This is a genomic window from Campylobacter sp. TTU_617 (genome assembly GCF_016599045.1).
Lineage (GTDB): Bacteria > Campylobacterota > Campylobacteria > Campylobacterales > Campylobacteraceae > Campylobacter_D.
Map to the genome: position 1 here is coordinate 1 of NZ_JAENKV010000033.1, position 1380 is coordinate 1380.

Below are 1380 nucleotides of genomic sequence, written 5' to 3' on the forward strand. Positions count from 1 at the left end.
CTTGCGCCTACTTTATTTGTAGAGTATTTTGCATCTGCATAAGATACCCAAATACCTTGTCCATCTCTTAAATTTAAACCTGTTCCATTAGCATTAAATAAAGAAGCACAATCAACCCCTTTTTCTGTAACTTCAACTGAATTTTTAGAAGTGGTATAAAACTGAGTTGTTCCTGTATCGTTTTCATCTTTAGTTTCATTTGTTTTGCTATTGTATCCATGAACAGAATCTAAAGAGTATAAAGGTCTGCTGGCTGTGCCTATGTTAAGACCGCTGTTAAGGTTTGCTTTGATAGCTACTTCTGTTGATTGGGCTGCTGGGATGTGCATACCTGGATCGATGAAAATATTTTGTGGGCTTCTTGAAGAATCAATGCTTTGAGTATCCCAGTCTATATTCCACCCTTGAACAACAAAGCCAGAATTATTAACGAAATTTCCGTAAGCATCAAGTTTAAAATCTCCTGAACGTGTAAGATAATTTGTAAGACCGCCATCATCACTTACCATAAAAAATCCATCACCATTGATCGCAACGTCGGTGTTTTTATCTGTGGTTTGAACTGAACCTTGAGAGTGAATTCTTGTTGTGGAGCTAACTGAGGTACCAAGTCCGATTTGTAAAGGGTTTTGTCCCCCTCTTCCATCAGTTGGAGCTGTGGCTATTTTTACCGTTTGGCTAAACATAGTTCCAAAATCAGCACGAGAATATTTAAAACCTGTGGTATTAACGTTTGCAATGTTGTTACCTTCAACGTCCATTGCAATTTGGTGTGCTTGAAGTCCGCTAACTCCGGACCAAAGTGATCTCATCATAATTAAATCCTTTATAAAGTATTGCTTAAAATTATTCGAAAAAATACTAAGCAATTTTTGTTCCAAAATTTGTTTTGAATTTATTTTGGGTGGGTGGGTGGGATAATGTCACACTTTGTTTCGCATTGAAAATGCTGAAATAAAGTGTGACATTGAAATTTATATCAAAGTTTAATATAAGTTATAGCCTCATCTATACTTGATATATTTGCATTTTCTATTTTTACACCATTTAAAACTATGCTTAATTTTGTTTTTTGATCACCATTTCCCCAAAATGCTGCTGTTTGATTTGTTTTTAAATTTGCATCAAAAGCACTTACTCCTAAAGAGTTTGTAGAGTATTTTGTGTTCCTTTCTCATCTGTGTAAGCAGTGATATTGAAATTCATATTGTGAGCATTAAAATCTAAAGTTGGACCAGTATTTGTTAAAGTCGGACTTTTAGATGTTTCATTAACATTAGTGATAGAAAAAGCTCCTGAAGAATTTACAACTACTTTAACATTTTCATTTACATCAGCTGCGGCAAATGAACCACTTCCATCATAATCAACCCCATATCT

At 34.6% G+C, this 1380-nt stretch carries 2 protein-coding genes; both read right to left on the bottom strand.

Annotated elements, in window-relative coordinates; translation table 11 throughout:
• Window positions 1-815: flagellar hook protein FlgE (flgE, locus tag GQV94_RS07565; protein ID WP_200170437.1), on the bottom strand; the 815-nt coding region annotated here is incomplete at its 3' end.
• A gap of 325 nt (window positions 816-1140) precedes the next feature.
• Window positions 1141-1380: hypothetical protein (locus GQV94_RS07570; protein WP_234126481.1), on the bottom strand; the 240-nt coding region annotated here is incomplete at its 5' end.